A 22,037-nucleotide genomic window follows, 5' to 3' on the forward strand; every position below is an offset into this window, starting at 1 on the left:
GCGTCGGACGGCGCCAGAACCCCTAGCTCTCCTCTTCGATGACACCGCACGCGATGCGTGCGCCGGCGTCGCCGGTCCGCAGGGTGTCGGGGTTCGGGCCGCCCGGGTACTTGTCAGCCGGGATGTTCCCGAAGTTGTCGGGCTTCTCGTGGATCATGATCGACTTGCCGATCAGCTGCTGGATGGTCACCGCGTCGGTCGTGGTGACCGTCCGGCCGGTGTGGTCCTCGAGGATGTTGATCGAGATCAGATCTCCGCTCGAGGGATGATCGGTGTTGCCGTCCACCTGCAGATGTCCGCCCGCCGAGGTGAACGCCTGCGAGCCGCCGGCGCCCGCGTCACAGGTGCCGGTCTCGTGGATGTGCATGCCGTGGAACCCGGCCGGCAGCTCACCGGCGGTGACGCGCACGTTGATGGTGACCGGCTCGGCGGTTTCGGTGGCCGCGGTGAAGGTTGCTTGGCCCACGACCTCGCCGGAGGTGTCCTTGATCTCGGCGACGGCGATCTGGCCGCTGGGCTCGCCGTCGACGTCGTCCTCGGCGCCCGGCGGGAGCGGCGCATCGCTGACGACGGGCGGCGTCGTGCCCGGGACGTCCGTGGGTTCCTGGTCGGGGCTGCACCCGGCCAGTGTCACGCCGATCAGTCCTGCGGAGAACAACGCGGCGAGAGCGCGGGGCGCGGCGAGTGTGGAACGTCCGGACATGTCACTCCTTGGTTGGCGGACAGTGGTTTTCGGTAATTCTCGGTTCAGCTGCTTCGTGATTCAGAGGTTCGCGGCTCGGCCCGGGTCATGCGCCGCTGACCGCGGTCACCACGACCACCGGGATGCCGCCGCGGCACCGGGTGAACGAGGCCGGCCGCTCCTCGACCGCGACCTGGCCGCCGAGTGCCTCGGCGACCTCGTCGGCCTGGGCCTTGTCCGTGTCGTCCTCGTGGAAGACCGTGTTCTCGCTGAACCCGCCCGCGGTGTAGTTGCCGGGCTCCGCCATCTGGTAACCCCTGGCCTCCAGCAGATCGGTGACGTCCGAGGCGAGGCCCGCGACCTGGCCGGCGTTGATCACGCAGAGCCGCTTGTCGGTCGACGCCGCACTCGTGGACGCCGGCGTCGACGTGGGCGACGAACTCACGGTCGTCGCGGCCTCGGTCGTCGGGGCGTCGTTCCCGGCGGTCGCCGCGGAATGCCAGCCGAGGCCGATGAAGACCACGGCGACTGCGAAGAGCATCATCGCCCCCGCACGAAGCGGCAGGCGATTGGGCTCACGATCTGCATTCATCACCGACGACCTTAACGCACCGCGCGAGGGCGACCGGGTTCAGCGTCTCAGGTGATCTCGAAGCCCAGACGGCGCGCCGCACGGGCCTTCTGACGGGTCGCGCGCAGGCGCCGGAGCCGCTTGACGAGCATCGGATCGGCCGCGAGCGCCTCCGGCCGGTCGACCAGCGCGTTGAGCACCTGGTAGTACCGGGTCGCCGACAAACCGAACAGCTCTTTGATCGCTTCTTCCTTGGCGCCGGCGTACTTCCACCACTGGCGCTCGAACGCGAGGATGTCGTGTTCGCGGCGGGTCAGACCGTCCGCACCGACCTCGTGCGGATCGACCGGCCGGCCGGCCGCCCCGGCCTCTGCGTCCTGGCCGGGGGTGGTTTGATCGCCCTGTTTCTGGCTACGCGCAGCTGCGCCGTCCATCTCACTCCCTCAGATACCAGTCGACGACCTCACACCACCGCTGACGTGCACCTATTCGCGACGCGACGCGGGCGCGGACGTCTCCTCACGGAGACGAATGACAGCGGTGTGGTTCGCAGCCAATCTAACCACGGCGGGCCGGTCCGATCGCGGTGTGACTCGCCACGGCGCGCATCACGACCATTCCGTCGGACGGCGGCCACTGTTAGGCTGCCCTCACCCATCCCCGTCCGGGATGGGTCGAGGCGGGGGACAGAGATGACGACGGTCGGGATGACGACAACCGGATCCGGGGTGGCGAGGACCCGGCGAGCAGTGTTGGGAGCCATCGCGGCGCTGGCCTCCACGGCCGCCGGCGCGACCGCGGCACTCGCCGCGCCCGCTGCCGCCGCGCCCGCCGAGCGCGTCGTGGTCATCGTGCCCGGCCAGCAGCTCTACGCCGGCAACGCACAGAACGAGGAGACGTTCCGTCCGCTGGCCGAGGCGATCCGCGCCGACGGGAACACCGTGGTGTACGCGCACGCCGGGGGACGCGACGTGGCGTCCGACGCCCGGCTGATCCAGCGGACGATCGCACCTTTCGCCGGCACCGCGAAGTCGATCGGGCTCGTCACCCACAGTGCGGGCGGGCTCGGCGCCCGGCACTACCTGAAGTTCCTCGGCGGGTCCGACGTCGTCGACGAGTACGTCGCGATCGGGACCGCCCAGTACGGCTCGCCCGGCGGTTGCGCGCAGCCGCGCGACGGCGGTTACGACACCTGCATGTACGCCGACGCGGTCACCGAGCTCAACCGTGGTCCCGACGCCCCCGGCCCCACCCGGTACTCGGTGGTGCAGAGCGACGGCGAATGGACCGACGGTCGCCTCGACGGAACCGCACAGTGCCGCGCATACTCCCCCGTCCCCCTGGCGAACACCGGGTACGACCACGTCATCGAGATGCGCGACCCGACGATCATCGCCAACGTGCGGACGTCGCTGCGCGGGTCGTGCGCGGGCTCGGTGGTGACCGAGCCGGTCGACAGCTTCGACTGGCAGTCGACGCTGTTCCCCGGCATTCCCGGCCCTGCCGGTGACGCCATCCGCGACGCCGTACCCGGCGTCGTTCCTGCGCCCTGAGCAGCGCTAAGGTGATCGCCATGGCGATTCTCCCGATCTGCATCGTGGGCGAGCCGGTCCTGCACCAGCCGACCACTCCGGTCCCCCTCGACGCGGACGGCCGTCCGTCCGACGAGGTCGTCGGCCTCATCGACGACATGTACGACACCATGGACGCCGCCCACGGTGTGGGCCTGGCCGCCAATCAGGTGGGCGTCGGGTCCCGGGTGTTCGTCTACGACTGCCCCGACGGCGACCGCTCAGCGGCCCGCCGCCGCGGCGAGGTCATCAACCCGGTCCTCGAGACCTCCGAGATCCCCGAGACCATGCCGGATCCCGACGACAACGACGAGGGATGCCTGTCGGTGCCGGGTGAGCAGTTCCCCACCGGCCGTGCCGACTGGGCCCGCGTCACCGGCACCGACCGGACCGGCACCGAGGTCGTCATCGAGGGCGAGGGATTCTTCGCCCGGATGCTCCAGCACGAGGTCGGCCACCTCGACGGCTTCCTCTACGTCGACGTGCTCGTGGGGCGCAACGCCCGGGCCGCGAAGAAGGCGATCAAACGTAACAAGTGGGGGGTCCCCGGTCTGACGTGGACGCCCGGCGAGGTCGCCGACCCGTTCGGGCACGACGACGACTGATCCCGCTTCCGCGTGGAGGTCTCATTGTCGGGTGCCGTCGCGGGCGACCGCGTCGTCGTTCGCTATCTGCTGGGCGATGCGACCCCCGCCGATTGGCGGGGAGATCCCACGGCCGCCCGGTCGGACGTGACGGGCGTCCTGCTCGACGACTCCGACCCGCTGCGGATACGACGCGACGACGAGGAGTTGTCGATCCCGTTCGCGGCGATCACCTCGGTCCGTCTGTTGTCCGCGAAACCGGTGCGCAACAGCGAGATCCGCGCGCTCGAGCACGCCGCCGCCCTCGCCTGGCCCGGTGTCGAGACGGAGTGGGTCGACGACTGGCTCCTGCGGGCCGGTCACGGCTTCAGCAGACGCGCCAACTCGGCTGTGCCCCTGGCACGCCACGCACGTCCCGACGCCGCGACCCTGCGACATATCGGTGAGTGGTACGCCGACCGCGGCCTCCCTCCGCTCCTCGCCTCCCCGGATCGCCTCATCCCGTCGGGCTCCGTTCCCGGAGACCCCGGGGTCGAGGTACAGATGCTGACCGCCGACCTGCCGGGGCTCCGCGCGCGCACCGGCGAGATGCACGGACGGACAGTGCAACTCGATCCGCAACCGGACACCCGCTGGTTGAGCGCATACGCCGGTGGGCGCGCGTCGCGCGGACTCGACACCGTGGCCGGCGTCGTGACCGCCGGGGACGGCCCGATGACCTTCGCGACCGTCGACGATGCAGCAGCGATCGGGCGGGGTTCGGTGACCGAGTCGCCGGACGGACACCGGTGGCTGGGGTTGACCGCCCTGTGGACCGACCCGGGCTCGCGCGGGGGCGGGCTCTCCTCCGCGGTGGTCGCGGCGCTGACGGCGTGGGGGGTCGAGCAGGGCGCCGACTCGGTCTACCTGCAGGTCGAGTCCACCAACCGGTTGGCCGGATCGTGGTATCGCCGCCTGGGTTTCGGGCTGCATCACACCTATCGCTATGTGACACCGCACGTGCCGGCCGCGTCGGAGGACATCCGATGAGGATCGCCACCTGGAACGTCAACTCGATCCGCGCCCGGTCCGAGTCCGTCGTCGCCTGGGCGGAGACCGCCGGCGTCGACGTTCTCGCGATGCAGGAGACCAAGTGTCACGACGACGCGTTCCCGCTGATGAGTTTCCTCGCCGCCGGTTACGACGTCGCGCACGTCGGGCAAGGCGCCTACAACGGTGTCGCGATCGCCTCACGGGTCGGGCTCGACGAGGTCGAGATCTCCTTCGACGGCGTGCCGACGCACCCGGTCGACGGCCAGCCGATCCGGGAGGCGCGGTCGATCTCCGCGCGCTGCAACGGTGTTCGCGTCTGGAGCCTCTATGTACCCAACGGCAGGACACCCGACGACCCGCACTACACGTACAAGCTCGCCTGGCTCGACGCGCTGCGGAATCACATCACCCTGCGGCTGGCCCACGACCCCGCCGCGGACATGATGCTCGCCGGCGACTGGAACGTCGCCCAGACCGACGACGACGTGTGGGATCGCGAGTACTTCGAGGGACGCACACACGTGACCCCACCCGAACGCGCTGCAGTGCAGGGGTTTCTGGAGGCCGGCCTCGTCGACTCGGCCCTTCCGTACGCCCCGGGGTACACCTTCTGGGACTACACCCAGCTGCGGTTCCCCCGGAACGAGGGCATGCGCATCGACTACGCGTTCTGCTCGCCCGCTCTCGACACCCGCATCATGGGCGCCGTCGTCGATCGCGCCGCGCGAAAAGCGAAGGGCGCCAGCGATCACGCCCCGGTGGTCTTCGACATCGCCGACTGACCGCGGCTGCGCAACACAACTACTCCCTCAGGTGCGAACCTCCCCATGCTCCCTGAGGTGCGAGGAGCGATAGCGACGAGCCACGAAGGGCGCGGCGAGATGCGTCGCGAGGCCCTTCGAGGCTCGCTTCGCTCGCACCTCAGGGAGCAGGGGCGCCGTCAGGCGAACGACTTCCCGACGATCCAGTAGGCCTGCGACTTCACCGACTTCTTGGGAATCCCATAATCGTTCCTGAACAATCCGGCGACCGTGCGGGTGCTCGTGGAATCGAGTGCAACCCAACCGAAGTGGTCGGCGGCGTCGAAGGCGGCGGATCGGACCGCGTCGACGAGGGCCGCGCCGTCGCGCTCACGCGGAAGCCAGTGCACCGTATCCTGCGCGCGGGCGCGCAGCGGCAGCGACCTGTCGCTCTCGTGCTGATACTCGAACCAGATCGTCGCACCCGCCCCGGAGTCGCCGAGCGAGTCCAGCAGCGAGTTGATCGCCGGTAGCGAGGCGGTGTCACCGGCGACGAGCCATCCCGCCGGCGCGGGGTCGGGGATCGCGAACTTCGAGCCCATCAGGGTCGCGCCGATGGCGTCACCCACATGTGCGTCCTGAGCCCATCGGGCGGCGGTGCCGTCGTGGATCGCGAACTCGATGTCGAAGGTGTCCGTCGCCGGGTCGGGATCGACGAGCGTGTAACCGCGCTGATGCAGCTTGCCACCGTCGGCGAACCAGAGGCGCACCCACATGGTCGGGTGGATCGCGGAACCGGTGAGGAGCCCGCCACCGTGGAAACGCAGTCGCAGATAGTGATCCGTCACCGCCTCTTTGCCGGTGAGGGTGAAGGTGAAGTCGTCACCGCCAAGGATCTTCATGACGGCGCCCTGCCAGCCGCGCCCCTTCGTGGATACCTCGCTCATGTCTGAACCTCTCTACAGTGCCTCCCCGGCCCGGGGTCCGGGCCGGGGAGACACTGTCATTCTCGTGACCGTCGGCATGACACGACGCACCACGGAAAACCGGACCTACTGGAAGGTGCCGTTCTCGACCATCTGACGGGCCTCGAGGCGACGGATCTTGCCGGATGTGGTGCGCGGCACCGAGTCCGGCGCGACGAAGATGACCTCGGCGGGCATGATCCCGCACGCCGACGCGACCTCGGAGTTGACCTCTGCACGCGCCTGGTCGGGATCGGACCCCTTGTACTCGGCGAGGATCACCAGGCCCGGCCGGGCCGAACCCTCCCCCCGCGCCATGGCGACGACGCCGCCGCGACGCACACCGGCGACTTCGGCGGCCGCGCGCTCGATCTCGATCGGGAACAGGTTGCGGCCCGCGACGATGATGACCTCCTTGGCCCGGCCGCAGATCACCAGCCGATCGTCGATCAGGTAACCGAGGTCGCCGGTCGAGAACCATTCGCCCGCACCGAGATCGGCGTCGCCCAGGTAGCCGCGCATCATCGACGCGCCGCGGATCTCCACGTGTCCGACGTTGCGCCCGTCGATGACCGGGACGTCGACATTCGGCTCGACGATGCGAACCTGCATGCCGCCCAGCGGCTTACCGAGGATCGCGTACCGGCGGCGAATGGGCTCGCCACCGCCGGGCGGGGTCACGGTGACCTCGTCGTAGTGCACCCCCTCGCCGACCGCGGGCATCGTCACCGCGCAGGCGGATTCGGCCATACCGTAGGCGGGTGCCGCGGCGGAACGATCGAATCCGAACGGCGCGGTCGCCTCGAGGAACTTGTCGAAGGCATCGGCGTCGATCGGCTCACCGCCGCTGATCGCGACGCGCAGGTGTGAGAGGTCGATGTCGCGCAGCAGTTTGCCGTAGCGGCCGAGGATGTCGTAGGCGAAGTTCGGCGCCGCGGTGACGGTCGTCTTGGTCTCGGTGAGCCACTGCATCCACTTGAAGGGCGCCGCCGCGAAGGCGGTGTTCGGCACGATGTAGGCGGGGATGCCGGTGGTCATCCCGGCGAGCAGGAACATCAGACCCATGTCGTGGTAGAGCGGCAGCCAGCTGAACCCGGTGTCGCGGGTGCGGTGGAGGCCGAGCCGGCTGACCAGTTCGATGGCGTTCGAGTAGACGGCCGAGGCCGTCAGGGCGACGGTCTTGGGGTCTCCGGTCGATCCGGCGGTTCCCTGGAGGACGGCGATGGTGTTGCCGTTGACGTTACGGGCGACGAAGTCGGTGGTGTCGGCGCCGAGGCCGTACTCGCCCACTCGCGCGATGTGCAGCCGTCCCTCGACCTTCGACAGCAGGTCGAGCTGGGCTCCGCTGCCGAGGACGGTGCCGACGCCGATCGACACGTACCGGTGGTAGGTGTTCTGCGCCCATCGCTCCTCGTCGGCCCCCCGGATGGGGCCCGGCAGGATGGTGACCGGAACACCGGCGAGCCACGCGCCCTGGATGGCGGCGATCAGGTCCACCGTGGGGTCCCCGATGAGGCCGAGCGCCTGCGGCTCGTGCAGTTCGCTGTCAGCCAGCAACTGGACCGCGATCTGCTCCGCGCGGGCATGGACCTCGCGCCACGGCGCCGTCACCCACTCGCCGGTGTCGGAGTCCAGGACGGACAGACTCGTATCCCCCGCCAGCATCGCCTCACGAACGGTGGCCGCCAACGCATTGGTCGAGCCCGCTTCCTCCAGGATCACGCTGTTCTGCGACATTCTCGTTTCCCGTTCTCGCCAGCACCTGGCGTCGGTCGTCTGATCGTCTTCCGGTCGTGTGAGCGACCGAGTGGTCATACCGCGGGTCGTCCCCGACCGCTGGTCTCGGCGAACACAACTGCTCGCACCATTTGGGTAGGGTAGCCTAATCTTTCTCGGACACAAGACCCCGAGTCGATCATCGCGACTACGTGATCCGCGTCATCCGATGAGACCAATACGTGAAACTTAGGCTAACCTAATTCGCGTCGGCTCGCGGGGCCCTCGCCGACATTGCCCAGAGATTGGGCGGAGCGGTTAGTTAGTATAACCTACCCTAAATGCGGGTTCCCCGGACTGAGTAAACATCTCACCGAACTGCGAGAGGCACGCCGGCTGATGGCCACGAATTCCCAGACCACGGATCTTGTCACCGCGGCCGACATCGTCGCCGAGGTGTCCGAGGCCCTCGGCCTGACGCCCGAGTCGATAGACCCGGAGCAGGACCTCATCGCCCAGGGACTCGACTCGCTGCGGATGATGCGACTGGCCGGCACCTGGCGCAAACGCGGCCTCGACGTCGACTTCGCCCGCCTCGCCGCACAACCCACGGTCACGGCCTGGGCGGCACTTCTGCGCTCCTCGGCCGGTCGGCCGAGCGACGCGAACCCGGCCGGTGCCGGCGCGGCCGCCGCCGCGACTTCGGACATCCGCGACCAGGTGGCCACGGCGCTCGGCGTGACCCCCGAGTCGATCGACCCCGAGCAGGACCTCATCGCACAGGGACTCGACTCGCTGCGGATGATGCGACTGGCCGGCACCTGGCGCAAACGCGGCCTCGACGTCGACTTCGCCCGCCTCGCCGCGCAACCGACCATCACCGCGTGGGCGGCGTTGCTGGGCGGCACGCCCGCGCCGACCACCGACGACCTCGCACCTTCGTCATCGGAACCGACCGAAGGACCGTTCCCCCTCGCTCCGATGCAGCACGCCTACTGGATCGGCAGGTCGGACAGCCACGCGTTCGGCAATGTCGCCGCTCACCTCTACATCGAGTTCGACGGTTCCGACGTCGACCGCGACCGCTTCACCTCGGCGATGGCCGCGCTGCTGGAACGCCACCCGATGCTGCGCGTCCGAGTACTTCCCGACGGCACCCAGGAGATCGGCCCGGCACACCCCGAAGCCATTGCGGTGCACGACCTTCGGGAACACTCACCGGAGACGGTCGAGCAGGTCCTGGCGGCCCGCCGCGCGGACGGCACCCACCGCGCCCTGCCGGTCGACGAGGGAGCGGTGATCCGCGCCGAACTGAGTCTGCTGCCGGGGAACTCGACCCGTGTCCATCTCGACGTCGACATGATCGCCGCCGACGCGATGAGCTACCGCGTCCTCGTCGACGACTTCGCTCGCCTGTACCGCGGCGAGTCCCTGCCGGAACTCGGCGTCACCTTCGCGACGATCACCGCGGATCGCACGTCGCGGGAGATCCGCGACGACGACGTGACCTGGTGGCGCGAAAGGATTCCCACACTCCCCGGCCCGCCCGAACTCCCGCTCGACGAACGTGCGATGCGCGGCGATGTCGAACCGCACAGCGTCCGCCTCCACCATTCGGTGTCCGCGTCGGACTGGAAGCGACTCGAGGAGCACGCGCACCGGCGCGGCGTCACCCCCGCGGCCGCGGTGGCCGCAGTCTTCGCCGAAGCCGTCGGAACACATTCGGCCACACCGCGATTCCTGCTCACGGTACCGTTGTTCGATCGTCCACAGGTCCATCCGGACGTCGAGCGGGTGGTGGGCGACTTCACGTCGTCGATCCTCGTGGGCGTCGACCTGAGCGAGCCGGCGACGCTCGCCGAACGTGCGCGATCGATGCGGGCATCGATGCACGAGGCCGCCGCGCACGGTTCGATGAACGGACTGGACGTGCTTCGCGAACTGAGTCGCCACCGCGGCGAACCGGTGGTCTCGCCGATCGTGTTCACCAGCGCGCTGGGACTGGGAGACCTCTTCTCGCAACAGGCAACCGACGTGCTGGGTGATCCGTCGTGGATCGTCTCGCAGGGCCCTCAGGTACTGCTCGACGCACAGGTGACCGAGGTGGCCGGCGGACTGCTCCTCAACTGGGACGTCCGTGCCTCCGACCTCGAACTCACCACCGCACGTTCGATGTTCGACCACTATGTCCGTCTGCTCGGGCTCCTCGTCGACGGTGAGTGGGATGTGCCCGCGCCGGCTCCGATCACGGCCGAGGTTCGAGCACAGCGTCTTTCGGTGGAGAGTCCGCTCCCGGCCACCGACACCTTCGACGGCACCCTGCACGGAACCTTCTTCGCCCGCGCCGCCGAGCGTGCCGGGGCACCGGCAGTCGTGTCCGACGCACGCATCTGGACCCACGCCGAATTGGCCGACGAGGCCCGCCGAGTCGCCGGAGCCCTGGTCGCAGCCGGGGTCACACCGGGTGACACGGTCGTCGTGCACCTCCCCAAGGGCGGCGACCAGGTCGTCGCCGCACTCGGAGTGCTCGCCGCCGGCGCGGCCTACGTCCCGATCGCCCCCACCCAGCCCCGGGCGCGCCGCGAGCGCATCGTCGACGTCGCCACCCCGGCCGCAATTCTCACCTCCGAACCCGCCGCCTGGACCTCTGCCGAAGCCACCGTGCTCGAGGTGAACGACGCCCGACGCACCGATCCGGTCGACCCGGTCGCGATCGGCGGCGACGCCCTCGCCTACGTCCTGTTCACCTCGGGCTCCACCGGATTGCCCAAGGGCGTCCAGGTTCCGCACCGGGCCGCGGTCGCCACGATCACCGACCTCGTCGACCGGTATGCGATCGGAGCCGACGATCGTAGCCTGCAGGTGTCCTCGCTGGAGTTCGACCTCTCGGTCTTCGACATCTTCGGCCTGCTCGCCGTCGGCGGCGCCGTCGTCGTGCCCGGCGACGACGAGCAGACCAGGGTCGACGACTGGGCGCGGCTGCTCACCCAGCACTCGGTGAGCGTGCTCAACTGCGTGCCGTCGATCCTCGGCATGCTCCTCGATCTCAACCCCCTGCCCGCGTCGCTACGGATGATCATCATGGGCGGCGACAAGGTCGACGTGTCGCTGCTCGAGCGCGTCGGCGCACAGCTGCCCGATTGTCGCGTGGCCGGCCTCGGCGGGACCACCGAGACGGCGATCCATTCCACCATCTGCGAAGCGGATGCCGTCCCGGCCGGAATGGCGTTCGTGCCGTACGGGATTCCGCTCCGCGGCGTCCGCTGCCGGGTCGTCGACGACGCCGGCCGCGACCGCCCCGACCTCGTGCCGGGTGAACTGTGGATCGGCGGAGCCGGCGTGGCCGACGGTTACCGCGGCGACCCCGAGCGCACCGCCGATCGTTTCGTCGAGCACGAGGGACAGCGTTGGTACCGCACCGGCGATCTCGCGCGTTACCTCCCGGGTGGCTTCCTCGACTTCCTGGGCCGCGCCGATCACATGGTGAAGATCCGCGGGTACCGCGTCGAACTCGGTGAGGTCGAGGCCGGGTTGCTGGGTCTGGCCGGGGTGGGCTCGGCCGTCGCCTGGTCCGACGGTCGCGACCTGCGTGCCGCGGTGGTACTCACCGACGGATCGACCGAGGACGACGCCGCCCTGCGCGCCCGGTTGTCGGAAGCCCTTCCACGGCACATGGTCCCGCGGTCCATCACGGTCCTGGACCGGTTCCCGCTGACTCCGAACGGCAAGCATGACCGCAAGGCCATCGCCGCCGGCGTCCGGTCCGACGACGACGACGTCGAGTCGGTCGCGCCGCGCGGCCCGGTCGAAGAGGCCCTCACCCTGATCTTCGGGGAGGTCCTGCCGACACCGCCCGCGAGCGTCACCGAGGACTTCATCTCCCTCGGCGGCGATTCCGTCCAGGCCACCCGCGTGGTCGCACTGACGCGCCAATGGCTCGACGCACCCGGCCTCTCGGTCGCCGACATCTTCTCGCGGCGGACGATCGCGGGGCTCGCCGGACGACTCACCGAACTCGGCGGGGAACGCGCTGAGTTCGTGGCACAGACCTTCCTCGACGTCCTGCAACTCACCGACGAACAGGTGGAGGCCGAGATCGCGCGCGGCTGACCGCATCCGGCACCTTCTCCGGCACACCAACAGACCACCTCCCAGAGCAAAGGCATCATGACCATTTCCTCCGCCCCGACCTACGACCTGACCTCGGTCGACCTCGACGACGTATCGCACGCCGCGACGGTCCACGGATGGCTCACCCATCCCAAGGCCAAGTACTGGGACATGCTCGACAGCTCGGTTGCAGACGTGGAGAAGATGATTCGCGAGTCGGCCGAGGCCACCGCCGGCACGCCCTACGGAATGCGCCTGGGCTACCACGACGGGCGCCCGCAGTTCCTGTTCGAGCTCTACGACCCGGCCACCAGCGAACTCGCCGACCCCGCGAGCGGTTACGTACCCGCCGACGGTGACATCGGCATGCACCTGCTGGTCGCCCACGCCGAACAGTCCCTGCCGGGCTTCACCGGCGCGGTGATGCTGCACATCATGCGGACCGCGATCCTGGAGGTCGGCGCCGCGCGCGTCGTCGTCGAGCCCGACGTCCGCAACAAGGCCGTGCACCGCCTCAACGCGAGTGTCGGCTTCCGCGTCGACGGCGACTACCCCGTCGGGAACAAGACCGCGCACCTGAGCTATTGCACCCGAGCCGACTTCCTCGAGGTGACCGACAACGGCAAGTGCGTCGGACCCGTCGAGGTCACGGACCTGGGGGCGTAGATCGTTGACTCTCCAGGACATCGGGACCATTCCGGGATTCGCGACGCGCACGGCCGGGGGGTCGGGTGCGCGAAGCCTTCGCCAGACGTATCACACCAGGATCGCGAAGAAGATCCTCGCCGAGTTCTCCCACGAGCGGGCACTCGCCCCGGTGGCGAGTGGCGACGGGTACATCGTCTCCTCCGCCGACGGCCGCACCGACTACCACTTCCGCGCCGACCGACTCGCCCTGGACAGCTGGGCGATCGACGAGTCGACGCTGCGTCGTGTGCGCGACGGCGCCGAACTCCCGATCGACGCGGTGGCGATGATCGTCGACCTGGCACCGTTCCTGGGGATCGGTCCCCAGGCGCTGCCGGAGTACCTCGAGGAGTTCATCAACACCCTGGCGATCAGCGCCGACCGTCCGGACGAACGACGCATCCCAGCAACGGATCTCGCTCACGCCGACTTCCAGACCATCGAGGCGACGATGACGGAGGGGCACCCGTGCATCGTCGCCAACGCCGGCCGTCTTGGGTTCAGCGCGGACGACATCGAGCGCTACGCCCCCGAGGTGGGCAACCACTTCAGGCTCGTCTGGCTCGCCGTCCGTCGCGAGGACTGTGACGTCGCCACCGTCAGCGACGTCGACTACGACGCGCTGCTCCTCGACGAGCTCGGACCCGAGACGCTGTCCGACTTCGGGGACGCCCTGCGCGAAGTCGGTTGTGACCCGGCCGATTACCGATACCTCCCGGTGCATCCCTGGCAGTGGGTCGAGAAGGTACGCAAGCTCTACTCCGCCGACATCGCCGACCAGCGCATCGTCGAGGTCGGCACGAGCCCCGACCTCTATCAGGCACAGCAGTCGATCCGCACGGTGTTCAACGCGACCACCCCGACCCGCAACTACGTCAAGGTCGCACTGTCGATCGTGAACATGGGTTTCACACGCGGGATGTCGGCCGACTACATGCGGACGACGCCGCTGATCAACAACTGGGTCCGTGGACTCGTCGCCGACGACCAGTACCTCGCCGCGATCGGCTTCGAGATGATCTTCGAGGTCGCGGCGATCGGTTACCGCAGCCCGACGTTCACGCCGATCACGCAGCCGGGGTCGGAGTACCGCAAGATCCTGTCCGCGCTGTGGCGACAGAGCCCGGTGCCGCTGGCAGCCGCCGACGAGCAACTGTCGACCATGGCCGCGCTGCTTCACATCGACCACCTGGGGGAGCCACTGGTCGGCGCGTTCATCGACCGTTCGGGTGTCCCCGCGACCGAGTGGATCCGTCGCTACCTGCGCACCTATCTACATCCCATCGCCTACCTGCTCTACCGATACGAGCTGAAGTTCTCGCCGCACGGGGAGAACCTCATCCTCGTTCTCGCCGAGGGCATCCCGGTGCGAGCGATCCTCAAGGACATCGGCGAGGAGGTCTCGGTGTTCGGCGAGGCGGACGGACTCCCGGAGAGCTGCGCCCGCGTCCGGACCACCGAACCGGACGAGATCCGCAACCTGGGTGTGCTGTCGGACGTCTTCGACGACTTCCTGCGTCCACTCGCCGAGATCCTGCACACGCACGGCATCGTCGGCGACGACGAGTTCTGGTCGCTGGTGGCCGAGAGCCTGCGTGAGTTCGTCGCGGCCCACCCCGATCTGGAAGACAGGTTCGCTCGCTGGGATCTGTTCGCACCGGAGTTCGGGGCGGTGCACATGAACGGGCTGCAACTGCGCAACAACAAGCGCATGGTCGACATCGAGGACTCCTACGCATCGCTGATCGACGCGGGTCACCGGCTCGTCAATCCGATTGCGCCGCCGAGGGACCGGTGAGGGAGATGACCACCACCCGCACCCACGCACCCGACGACGCGGAGATCCTGCGTGATGGCCACGGCATCCCGCACGTCCTCGCCTCGACGCCGCGCGGCGCACTGTACGGACAGGGCCGGGCATGCGGCGAGGACCGGCGCTGGCAGATCGAGTTCATGCGGCTGCGCGCCGAGGGACGTACCGCCGAGGTCTTCGGGGCCGGCTGCGTCGAATGGGACACCTTCGCCCGCCGCGCCCAGCTCGACGTGGCGGCGAAACGCATCTTCGACGCATCGTCCACCCGGACCCGCGAGCTCGTCACCGCCTACGCCAACGGCGTGAACAGCACCCTCGGCGACCTCGAGAAGGCCTCTGCTGCACCGGAACTCGAGGCGTTGGCGCATCGCCCGCTGCCGTGGCGGCCGTGGACGCCGATCTCGGTGTTCATCATGCACCACGTGCTCTTCGGCCGGTTCACCACGAAACTCTTCCGCCTGCACGCCTGCCGCACGCTCGGTTTGGATGCGCTGCGGTTCTGGGACTTCGAGACGCGGGAGACCGACCCCACGGTGCCCGCGATGCCCGATGAGGCGTTCCTGGGGGAGATCCTCGCGATCACCCGCCCGGCGTCGCCCGAGCAACCCGCCCCGGCGGTGGATCTCGGCGATCCGACGTCGGGCAGCAACGCCTGGGGTGTGTCCGCCGAGCGGAGCTCGACCGGTGCGCCCATCGTCGCCGGCGACCCGCATCGATTCCTCGAACTGCCGGGCATCTATCAGCAGTTCCACCTCGCCTCGACAGGTCCGCACGAAGCGTTCGACATGGCCGGGTTCGCCTTTGCCGGCGTCCCGGGAGTCCCGCACTTCTGTCAGGGCGACGACATCGCCTGGGGCATCACGAATGCCATGGGTGACTATCAAGATCTGTACCTCGAGCGATTGACGCGCGACGAGGCCGGCACGCTCCTGGTCGAGGTACCGGGCGGCGGGCGGGTGCCGGCCGGGGTGAGCACCGAGACGATCCTCGTCCGGGATGCCGAACCCGTTGCCGTGCAGCTCCTCACCACCCCGAACGGTGCCGTCGTCTTCGGCGGCCCCGACGAGTCGTTCGCGATGAGCATCCGGTCCCCGCTGCTCACCGAAGAAGTCACCTTCGACGCGCCGATCGACCTCCTCTTCGCGCACACCGTCGCCGATGTCGAAGCAGCCCTGACGAAGTGGGTCGAGCCGGTCAACCGCGCGGTCATCGCCCACGCCGACGGCACCGTCGCCACCCACGTGGCCGGCCGGGTGCCGGTCCGCGCGCCCGAGAACTACTGGTTGCCGGTCCCGGGCTGGGACGAGCGCTACCAGTGGCGCGGATACGAGGCGGGTTCGCTCGGTGACCCCGGCTTCGACGCGACCCTCCGCTCCCTGAGGAATCCGGAGCTCGCGGAGGCCACCCCCCGCTCCCTGAGGAGCCCGGAGCTTGCGGAGGGCGTCTCGAAGGGTCCCGCCTTCACCGTCACCGCCAACCAGCGGATGTCCGATGTGCCTGCGTTGCAGCCGCTCACGAGTGAGTGCGTCGAACCGTTCCGGGCCGACCGGATCACCGCGCGACTCGACGATCTCGGTTCGGTGAGTCCGGCGGATTGCGCCGACATCCACACCGATGTCCGGCTCGAGCAGGCGACCGTCGTCCAGGAGTTGCTGTCACGTGTACGCGGCGCCGACGCCGAGGCCGAAGGCATCCGGGAGCGCCTGGTGGCGTGGGACCGGTCGATGATCGCCGACAGCACCGACGCGTATCTCTATGCCGAGTTCCGTACCCAGTTGGTTCTCGGGGTCGCGAGTACCGACGTGCTCGCGCCGCTGCGCGGGCCGCACGGATTCCCGGCGGTGTTCCAGCCGTGGTTCGTGCCCGAGCCCCGTCTCGCGACCGCGCTGACCTCCGTCGTCGCCAACACGGCGGGGATCGGCATCGACATCGAGGCCGTGGCGGTCGCCGCCCTCGATGCCGTGGTGGCCCGGATCGGGACCTTCGGTTCGACGCCCACGTGGGGCAGCGTCCATCGCCTGGCACCGATCCACGGATTCGACCTGGTCGGCGCGTCGCCGCAGCACCCGGATCTGTTCGCCACCCTTCGTCCGACTCCCCTGCCCCTGGCGGGGGACGCCGAGTGCGTCTTCGCCAACGCCGCGGCGGTCGGCACCCACCTGTGCATCACGGGTGCCGCCGCACGCTACGTGTGGGACCTCGCCGACCGCGGGGCGAGCCGTTGGATCGTCCCGCTGGGCGTGAGCGGTGATCCCCGTTCCGATCACTTCCAGGACCAGGCGCCGCGGTGGGCGGCGGGCGAGCTGATCGAGGTCGTCCGCGATTGGGATGTGTTGCGTGGCAAGACCGCAGCAGCGTCGACGACGTCCACCGCCACATCGACCGAGAGGGAGCCATGCCCGCGTTGACCGAAGCGCGACTGACGCTGTTGCGTCGTCGAATCGCGCAGACCGGCGAACCCGCCCGCACGGCCGCAGCTGACGAACCAAGGGCCTCCGTGCCGTTCGGCGAGTTCGGCACCGCCGAACGGCGGATGTGGCGGATCTACGAACTGGATCCGGAATCGGTGTCGCACAACATCGGACTCGTCCTGCAGTTCGGCGGTACGCGAACGCTCCGATCGGTCGTCGACTCCGCCGAACTACTCGTCGAGCGCTTCGGGGTCCTGAAATCGGTGGTCGAGGTCGACAACGCGGGCACGCCGCGTCGCCGCGCCGTTTCGCACGCGGGATCGTGGGACGCATCGGGCACGGTGTGGACCTGGGGCCTGCCGGACGCGGAGGCAACCGGACCCGTCGACGATGCCGACGCGATCGCGACCGCGCTGACCCGCACGCCATTCGATCTGACGTCGGATGTGCCACTCCGGCTTCGGGTCTCGGGCTCGGACGGCGACGTCACCATGATCCTCGTCGTGCACCATCTCGCCGTCGACGACACCTCATGGCCGCTGCTGCTGGGCACCCTGGTGTCAGGTTCGTGGCCCGGCGACGTCAACGCCGACTCCCGCCCGGTCTCACCAAATTCCGCGGCCGCCTCGGCAGCCGCCGAGGACGCGGTGCGCCACGCGCTCACGACCTGGGCCGCCGACGACGTCCGCTATCCGCTCAGCGGCGAGTTGCCCACCGAAAGTGCCGCCGACAGCTGGCTCTCGCCGATGGACGACCGGGACGGCATCAAGGTCGCCGCCCCGGTTGCGGCCGACTCGCTGGCCGCTTTCGGCCGGGTCGCGCAGACCGTCGGCGCCACCCCGAACGCGTTGCTGATCGGCGTGTGTTCGCTGGCGGCGTATGCCCTGACCGGCGCCGCCGACCACGTCCTGGTGGTGCCGGCCGACAACCGTCGTCGGACGCAGTCACCCCAGAACGTCGGATACTGCGGCAACATCATCCCGATGCGGTTCCGCATCGACCCCGACGCCACGGTCGAGCAGGCTCTGCGGGATGCGGGTGCGGCCATCTACCGATCGATGGAACACTCCGGCACCGATTTCGGGCCGATCCTGACCGCGTTGCGGCAGCAGGGCGGCCGTTTTCCCGTCATCGAGATCATGGCGTCGGTCCGGCCCGCGCCGCTGCGCGGGATCCCACAACCCGCCGACGCCCCGGTCACCTGCCGGTCGGTGTTCAACGGGATCGCCAACTACCCGCTCTCGATCGCCTTCGAGGCCGACGACGAGAGCACCCACGTCGAGGTCGACCACCAGCCGGGGATCGTCCCCGACGCGGTGGCCGACCGCGCCACCGCAGTACTCACCGCACTCGTCGACCTGATTCCGACGTCGTTGCACCAGAACGTCTCCGCACTCGTCGAAACCCTCGCCGAGAGCGCACCACAGAAGGGCAGCGCCGGATGACCGGCCTGCCACCGCGCCACCGCGCGCCAGAGTCAACAGGGGGGAACTCAGTGTCCGAAGACCGCCAGTCCGTATGGGGTGCCTCGCGATTCGCCCGTCCCGGCGATGGCTGGGCCGACGTCGGGCGCGGCTTGGCGGAGGTCGCGGCCGCGGTCGGCGACGACCACCACGGCGCCCCGCTGCCGAGCGGTGACCCCGTCGCGGTGCTCGGCGGGGTGACGGCACTACTCGGCCCGCACGGAGTCCCGGAGAACGGGATCGGGGAGTCCCAGGCGCTGACCCGGCTCGCCCGCCTGGTGGCCGAGTTCGGACTGGACCTCACCCATCCGATGGCGGCGGCGCATCTGCAACCCGCGCCGCTGTCGGTCGCGGTCGCCGCCGACGCCCTGGCCTCGGCCACCAATGCCTCACTCGACACCTACGATTCCGGCCCGGCCACACTGGCGCTCGAGACCTGGACCGTACAGTCGCTGGCTCGTATGGCCGGGTTCGGCGAACATGCCGGCGGTGTCTTCAGTCCCGGTGGATCGATCTCGAATCTGCTGGCGCTCATGATCGCTCGCGACCACACCGCTGCCCGGCGGGGCATCGACGTGCGGCACGACGGCGTCGGCGCGTTGCACCGCCCGGTCGTCTTCTGCTCGCGCGTGGCGCACTTCTCGGTTCACCGCGCCTGTGCGGCACTGGGACTGGGCGAGACCGCGGTCATCCCGGTCGAGGTCGACTCGCATCACCGGATGATCCCGGAGGCGCTGGAAGCGACCATCCGCGAGGCCGGCGCGGCGACACCGCTGGCGATCGTCGCCACCGCGGGTACCACCGACTTCGGTACCATCGACCCGCTCGGGGAGATCGCCGACATCGCCGAGCGGCACGAGATCTGGATGCACGTCGACGCCGCCTACGGTTTCGGCTCGCTGTTCTCCGACCGCCTCGCCGGTCTGCTCACCGGCGTCGAACGCGCCGACTCGGTCACCCTCGACCTGCACAAGGTCGGTTGGCAGCCGGCGGCCGCGAGCCTCATGCTGCTGTCCGACGCCGATCGCTTCGTGTCCCTGAACCGTTCGGTGGCCTACCTCAACCCCGACGACGACGTGGAGGCCGGGTACAGCGGCCTCCTGGGTCAGACGCTGCAGACGACGCGACGGCCCGACGTCCTCAAGGTCGCGGCGACCCTGCTCGCCTACGGACGCCGCACTCTGGGTGACATGCTCGACAAGTGCAACGACCTCGCGGTGTACGCCGAACAGCGAATCGCCACCGAACTGCAGCTCGAGCTCATCGCGCCGGTCACGCTGACCACCGTCGTGTTCCGGTATCGGTGCACCGATCTCGACGCGGTCAACGGCGAACTGCGGCGTCGGTTGATCGCCGACGGCAAGGCACTCATCGGCCGTACCCAGGTCCGGGTGCCCGGTGAGGAAGAGCCCCAGACCTGCCTGAAGCTGACCCTCCTCAACCCGGAAACCTCGGAGAGCGACATCGACGAGCTGTTCGACGAACTGTTGCGCGTCGCGCTCGAGGTGGAGTCGGAAGGCACCGCCGCACCCGGCGCGGAAGTCCACAGTGAAGAAATGGTGAGAGTGTCCGAATGACCCCAGAAGAGAAGACCACTGTCGAGAATGTAGACGTACTCGCGATCGGTTGCGGCCCATTCAATCTGGGCCTCGCCGCGCTCGCCTCGACGCTCGACGACGTGAACCTCCTGGTCGTCGACTCGCGAGACGAGTTCCGGTGGCATCCGGGCCTGATGTTCGACGACGCCACCCTCCAGGTGAGCTTCCTGTCGGACCTGGTGACGCTCGTCGACCCGACCCATCCGCTGTCGTTCCTGAACTACATGGCCGACATCGATCGCATGTACCGGTTCCTGGTACGCGAGAACTTTTTCCCGACCCGCATCGAGTACGAGGCCTACCTGCTCTGGTGCGTGTCCCGGCTCGACTCGCTCCGATGGGGCACCACCGTCGACGAGGTGGCCTGGGACGCCGAGGCCGACGCGTTCCGGGTGACCATGCACACCGGCACCACCTCCTCGACGGTCATCGCACGACACGTGGTGGTCGGCATCGGCACCGAACCGTTCGTCCCGCAGGCACTCTCGTCGGACTCGCCCGCGGTGGTCCACAGCTCCGACTACCTGTTCAACCAGGAGAAGGCGCTCGCCGCCGACACCGTCACCGTCATCGGCTCCGGCCAGTCGGGTGCCGAGATCGTCATCGATCTGCTGGAATCCAACCTACGCGGCGGCCCCGCGGTCCGATGGTGGACGCGCACACCATGGTTCGCGCCGCTGGACTTCACGAAGCTCTCGCTGGAGATGACCACGCCGGCCTACATGGACTACTTCCACAGCCTTCCCGAGGCCGCACGGGATCGGGTTCGCCCGCAGCACTGGCAGTTCCACAAGGGCATCTCCACCGACACCCTGGAGCGCCTGCACGACCTGCTGTACCGGCGCCAGTTGCAGGACAAGCTCAACCCGGTGCAGCTGCGGATCTCGGTCGAGGTCGAAGGCATCGACACCCTCGCCGACGGCAAGCTCCGGGTCCGCGGCCGTCACCTCGACACCGGCTCCGAGCTGGCCCACACCACCGACATGGTCATCGCCAGTACCGGCTACCAGGCCCGCAGGGCGGACTTCCTGGCCCCGATCGAGTCTGCGCTGCACCGGGATTCGCGCGGACGCCTGGTCATCGGCGCCAACCACGAGATCGAGACCGACGACGCCCTGACCAACCGGATCTTCGTCGCCAATGCCGAGGAGCACGCGCACGGCGTCTCGGCCCCGAACCTCGACATCGGCGCGGTCCGCAACGCACGCATCCTGAACACCGTGCTGGGCCGCGAGGCCTACCGCCTGCCCAGGCACACCGCGTTCACAAGTTTCGGCGCCTCGGACGACGACGACATCGTCGCGCCCTAACCCGCTAGCCGGCTCACGGCCCGATCCGCCACGTGCGGCTCGGGCCGTTGTCGTTGTTGCGAAGTGGCTTCGACACGGCTCCTCACTGCGCTCGTCGCCTGCTCAACCAGCGGTGGGCCCCCGCTCCCTGAGGAGCCCATGGCGACGGGCACCCCCTGCTCCCTGAGGAGCGCCCGGAGCTTGCGGAAGGCGCGGCCAACCCCCCGCTCCCTGAGGAGCGCCCGGAGCTTGCGGAGGGCGCGTCACGAAGGGTCTTCGCAACCCGACTCACCAGGACCCTTCGTGACGGCCTCCGCAAGCTCCGGCCTCCTCAGGGAGCAGTGATTGGGCTCGCTCCAACACAACGGGTTCTTTCGTAGTCCACGACGGCCGCCAGGCCGCGGATACTGAGGAGCGATAGCGACGAGCAACCCCCTGCTCCCTGAGCCTGAATCCGTGGAAGGGGTTTCAGGTGGGGTGGGTTGGGGCGCGTGATCGCCTGATTAGGTTGTGGGCGTGTGGTATTCGCTGACCTGTGTCAGCTTTTTCACTGGGGTTCCTTGGTGGTGGGTGGGCGGGTGTGGTTGGTAGGTCAGGGAGTATGCACTGCGGTCCATAGGGTGGTGAAGGCGTGTTGGGTGGGCCAGTGTCGGGGTAGGTGCAGGACCGGGGTTCGTGCTGGTCGGGCTAGTCGGGCGGGTATCGCGATGAGTGTGCGGCGCAGCGTAGCGCCCCGCGCGGCCCGCAGTTTGGGGGTGTTGGTGAGTGCGGCGAGGGTGCGCATCAGGTTGTGGCTGATCGCGGT

16 protein-coding genes and 1 pseudogene are annotated in these 22,037 nt (G+C 69.0%); 11 read left to right on the forward strand and 6 right to left on the reverse strand.

Translation table 11 applies throughout. The features are described 5' to 3' along the window. Positions 1-22 precede the first annotated feature (22 nt). From KB201_RS10080 to KB201_RS10090, 3 genes are all read right to left on the reverse strand, one after another. Positions 23-703, reverse strand: coding sequence for a superoxide dismutase family protein (locus KB201_RS10080; protein ID WP_065630469.1), 681 nt, complete (start codon positions 701-703; stop codon positions 23-25). Between the two features lie 85 nt (positions 704-788). After that, entirely contained in the window at positions 789-1,274 is a 486-nt protein-coding gene (locus KB201_RS10085) for a LytR C-terminal domain-containing protein (RefSeq protein WP_065630470.1), read from the reverse strand. Between the two features lie 47 nt (positions 1,275-1,321). Continuing rightward, positions 1,322-1,687, reverse strand: a complete 366-nt coding sequence (locus tag KB201_RS10090) for a DUF3263 domain-containing protein (protein ID WP_065630471.1) — start codon at positions 1,685-1,687, stop codon at positions 1,322-1,324. A gap of 273 nt (positions 1,688-1,960) precedes the next feature. Here KB201_RS10090 and KB201_RS10095 point away from each other — a divergent pair, with 273 nt between their 5' ends. Genes KB201_RS10095 through KB201_RS10110 form a run of 4 tightly spaced genes read left to right on the forward strand, consistent with a single transcriptional unit; the run spans position 1,961 to position 5,222 of the window. Then, positions 1,961-2,806, forward strand: a complete 846-nt coding sequence (locus KB201_RS10095) for a triacylglycerol lipase (protein WP_065630536.1) — start codon at positions 1,961-1,963, stop codon at positions 2,804-2,806. A 20-nt stretch (positions 2,807-2,826) separates the two neighbouring features. Next, a complete protein-coding gene (locus tag KB201_RS10100; RefSeq protein ID WP_068970680.1) occupies positions 2,827-3,429 on the forward strand; it encodes a peptide deformylase in 603 nt (200 codons plus the stop codon). A 12-nt stretch (positions 3,430-3,441) separates the two neighbouring features. Beyond that, entirely contained in the window at positions 3,442-4,437 is a 996-nt protein-coding gene (locus KB201_RS10105; RefSeq protein WP_068970672.1) for a GNAT family N-acetyltransferase, read from the forward strand. Beyond that, positions 4,434-5,222, forward strand: a complete 789-nt coding sequence (locus KB201_RS10110; RefSeq protein WP_068970671.1) for an exodeoxyribonuclease III — start codon at positions 4,434-4,436, stop codon at positions 5,220-5,222. The genes KB201_RS10105 and KB201_RS10110 overlap by 4 nt, the downstream gene beginning before the upstream one ends. Positions 5,223-5,380: 158 nt before the next feature. On the opposite strand, the gene KB201_RS10115 is transcribed toward KB201_RS10110, so the two are convergent. Both KB201_RS10115 and mbtM read right to left on the reverse strand, forming a co-directional pair. Then, positions 5,381-6,127 (reverse strand): siderophore-interacting protein, encoded by a 747-nt coding sequence (locus tag KB201_RS10115; protein WP_058251359.1) that lies wholly within the window; start codon positions 6,125-6,127, stop codon positions 5,381-5,383. Positions 6,128-6,232: 105 nt separating this feature from the next. Then, positions 6,233-7,882, reverse strand: coding sequence for a long-chain-fatty acid--ACP ligase MbtM (gene mbtM, locus KB201_RS10120; RefSeq protein ID WP_078111733.1), 1,650 nt, complete (start codon positions 7,880-7,882; stop codon positions 6,233-6,235). 378 nt (positions 7,883-8,260) lie between these two features. Here mbtM and KB201_RS10125 point away from each other — a divergent pair, with 378 nt between their 5' ends. The 7 genes from KB201_RS10125 to KB201_RS10155 are packed head-to-tail and all read left to right on the forward strand — an operon-like array spanning position 8,261 to position 21,253. Beyond that, positions 8,261-11,971, forward strand: coding sequence for a non-ribosomal peptide synthetase (locus KB201_RS10125; RefSeq protein ID WP_068971006.1), 3,711 nt, complete (start codon positions 8,261-8,263; stop codon positions 11,969-11,971). Between the two features lie 57 nt (positions 11,972-12,028). Continuing rightward, complete coding sequence (locus KB201_RS10130) at positions 12,029-12,637, forward strand: GNAT family N-acetyltransferase (protein ID WP_058251362.1); 609 nt, start codon at positions 12,029-12,031, stop codon at positions 12,635-12,637. A 4-nt stretch (positions 12,638-12,641) separates the two neighbouring features. Continuing rightward, positions 12,642-14,456, forward strand: coding sequence for an IucA/IucC family siderophore biosynthesis protein (locus KB201_RS10135; RefSeq protein ID WP_068971005.1), 1,815 nt, complete (start codon positions 12,642-12,644; stop codon positions 14,454-14,456). Positions 14,457-14,461: 5 nt separating this feature from the next. Then, the gene (locus KB201_RS10140) at positions 14,462-16,879 is read left to right on the forward strand and encodes a penicillin acylase family protein (RefSeq protein ID WP_078111734.1); all 2,418 of its coding nucleotides are present in this window, start codon (positions 14,462-14,464) and stop codon (positions 16,877-16,879) included. Then, a complete protein-coding gene (locus KB201_RS10145) occupies positions 16,867-18,327 on the forward strand; it encodes a condensation domain-containing protein (protein WP_058251365.1) in 1,461 nt (486 codons plus the stop codon). The genes KB201_RS10140 and KB201_RS10145 overlap by 13 nt, the downstream gene beginning before the upstream one ends. A gap of 50 nt (positions 18,328-18,377) precedes the next feature. Beyond that, positions 18,378-19,922 (forward strand): pyridoxal-dependent decarboxylase, encoded by a 1,545-nt coding sequence (locus tag KB201_RS10150; protein WP_058251366.1) that lies wholly within the window; start codon positions 18,378-18,380, stop codon positions 19,920-19,922. Further along, entirely contained in the window at positions 19,919-21,253 is a 1,335-nt protein-coding gene (locus tag KB201_RS10155; RefSeq protein WP_058251367.1) for a lysine N(6)-hydroxylase/L-ornithine N(5)-oxygenase family protein, read from the forward strand. The genes KB201_RS10150 and KB201_RS10155 overlap by 4 nt, the downstream gene beginning before the upstream one ends. A gap of 571 nt (positions 21,254-21,824) precedes the next feature. On the opposite strand, the pseudogene KB201_RS10160 reads toward KB201_RS10155, so the two are convergent. Further along, positions 21,825-22,037, reverse strand: a pseudogene (locus KB201_RS10160) (IS1380 family transposase); the annotation flags it as partial.

The organism is Gordonia sp. SCSIO 19800, from assembly GCF_018132775.1.
Taxonomy (GTDB): domain Bacteria; phylum Actinomycetota; class Actinomycetes; order Mycobacteriales; family Mycobacteriaceae; genus Gordonia; species Gordonia hongkongensis.

What these genes read in the sequence shown, in the direction of transcription:
- KB201_RS10110 (WP_068970671.1), top strand. Translation starts at nt 4,434, where the DNA reads ATGAGGATCGCCACCTGGAACGTCAACTCGATCCGCGCCCGGTCCGAG.
- KB201_RS10145 (WP_058251365.1), top strand. Translation starts at nt 16,867, where the DNA reads ATGCCCGCGTTGACCGAAGCGCGACTGACGCTGTTGCGTCGTCGAATC.
- KB201_RS10155 (WP_058251367.1), top strand. Translation starts at nt 19,919, where the DNA reads ATGACCCCAGAAGAGAAGACCACTGTCGAGAATGTAGACGTACTCGCG.
- KB201_RS10080 (WP_065630469.1), bottom strand. Translation starts at nt 703, where the DNA reads ATGTCCGGACGTTCCACACTCGCCGCGCCCCGCGCTCTCGCCGCGTTG.
- KB201_RS10100 (WP_068970680.1), top strand. Translation starts at nt 2,827, where the DNA reads ATGGCGATTCTCCCGATCTGCATCGTGGGCGAGCCGGTCCTGCACCAG.
- KB201_RS10095 (WP_065630536.1), top strand. Translation starts at nt 1,961, where the DNA reads ATGACGACAACCGGATCCGGGGTGGCGAGGACCCGGCGAGCAGTGTTG.
- KB201_RS10130 (WP_058251362.1), top strand. Translation starts at nt 12,029, where the DNA reads ATGACCATTTCCTCCGCCCCGACCTACGACCTGACCTCGGTCGACCTC.
- KB201_RS10125 (WP_068971006.1), top strand. Translation starts at nt 8,261, where the DNA reads ATGGCCACGAATTCCCAGACCACGGATCTTGTCACCGCGGCCGACATC.
- mbtM (WP_078111733.1), bottom strand. Translation starts at nt 7,882, where the DNA reads ATGTCGCAGAACAGCGTGATCCTGGAGGAAGCGGGCTCGACCAATGCG.
- KB201_RS10140 (WP_078111734.1), top strand. Translation starts at nt 14,462, where the DNA reads ATGACCACCACCCGCACCCACGCACCCGACGACGCGGAGATCCTGCGT.
- KB201_RS10085 (WP_065630470.1), bottom strand. Translation starts at nt 1,274, where the DNA reads ATGAATGCAGATCGTGAGCCCAATCGCCTGCCGCTTCGTGCGGGGGCG.
- KB201_RS10115 (WP_058251359.1), bottom strand. Translation starts at nt 6,127, where the DNA reads ATGAGCGAGGTATCCACGAAGGGGCGCGGCTGGCAGGGCGCCGTCATG.
- KB201_RS10090 (WP_065630471.1), bottom strand. Translation starts at nt 1,687, where the DNA reads ATGGACGGCGCAGCTGCGCGTAGCCAGAAACAGGGCGATCAAACCACC.